Here is a 1,290-nt window from a genome sequence, read left to right on the forward strand (position 1 = left end):
GTTCGAGACCATCCATCCGTTCCTCGACGGCAACGGCCGCATCGGCCGCCTGTTGATCGCGGCGCTGGTGGAGCAGTGGGGGCTGCTGCCCGAGCCGCTGATGTACCTCAGCGGCTACCTGAAGCAGCACCAGCGCGAGTACTACCGGCGCCTGTCGGCCGTGCGCACCGACGGCGACTGGGAGGGGTGGACGGGCTTCTTCCTGCAGGCCGTGGAGGCCGCCGCCAGCGAAGCCGAGCGCGGCATCGTCGCGATTGCCAGCCTGGTGGCCGCGGATCGTCGGCGCCTGCTGGCGGTGCCGCGGATCGGTGCCGTGAGCCTGCGGCTGTTCGAGCTGTTGCCGGTGATGCCGCGCTTCACGATCGAGCAGGTGCGGCAGAAGCTGGACACCACGTTCCCGACGGCGACGGCGGCGGTGAAGCTGCTGGAAGAGTCGGGCATCGTGACCGAGCTGACCGGGCAGAAGAAGAACCGCAGCTTCAGCTACCGGGCTTACATCGAGCTGCTGTCGCGCTGAGGTCGAGAAGGCCAGTGGCGGACCGCTGGCTGCTCGACATGCACCGCCGCATCATCACTATTGGGGTAGTTGGACATCCACGTCGATGCTACAAAGAGTGTTCGGGAGGGCTGGCGCATGACAGAACCGCTACGCAGGCACATCTTTGTCAGCCACATCCATGAGGATGATCATCGGCTTAAACCTCTTAAGGACCTGTTGAGCGCTTCGGGCATGGAGGTCCGCGATGGCTCGATCAACAGCGACAAGCCCAACGACGCGTCCAATGAGCAATACATAAAGTCGGCGATCTTGATGCCTCGTATCGMCTGGGCATCGGTCTTCGTTGTTCTCATTTCGCCTGAAACTCGAGACAGCAAGTGGGTTCAATGGGAAATCGAATGCGCAGAGCGCCTGGGCAAACGCATCGTCGGTGTCTGGGACCATGGTGAGTCCGAGTGCGACATGCCTGAGGCATTGGATCGACTCGCTGATGCTGTTGTGGGGTGGCAGGGCGATCGGGTGAAGGATGCAATCGAAGGATTGATCAACAACCGGGAGCGTCCTGACGGAAGTGCAACTCCGCCTCGGCAAACCAAGAGCTATTCCTGTTAATCAGTCAATGGGATTGTTTTCCTACGTGGTTGCACGCGACTACGGATTCGCGCCGAACCCGTTCGGCGGGACCTGTACTCTGGCGACTTGCAAGCCCAACATTCGGCAACGAGCTGCTGTCGGAGATTGGGTTGCCGGCATTGCGTCCGCTGAGGACAGCCCCATGCCCAGGTTGGTCT

At 61.8% G+C, this 1,290-nt stretch carries 3 protein-coding genes; all 3 read left to right on the forward strand.

Annotated features, from left to right (window positions below; translation table 11 throughout):
- The coding region (locus AC1D15_RS32825; protein WP_477829357.1) for a Fic family protein at window positions 1-517 on the forward strand (517 nt) is incomplete at its 5' end.
- Window positions 518-586: 69 nt separating this feature from the next.
- Entirely contained in the window at window positions 587-1,111 is a 525-nt protein-coding gene (locus AC1D15_RS32830) for a TIR domain-containing protein (protein ID WP_477829358.1), read from the forward strand.
- A gap of 7 nt (window positions 1,112-1,118) precedes the next feature.
- Window positions 1,119-1,290 (forward strand): Nmad2 family putative nucleotide modification protein (locus AC1D15_RS32835; RefSeq protein ID WP_477829359.1); only part of this gene is annotated, 172 nt, incomplete at its 3' end.

It is taken from the genome of Rhizobacter sp. P2_H2, assembly GCF_056403375.1.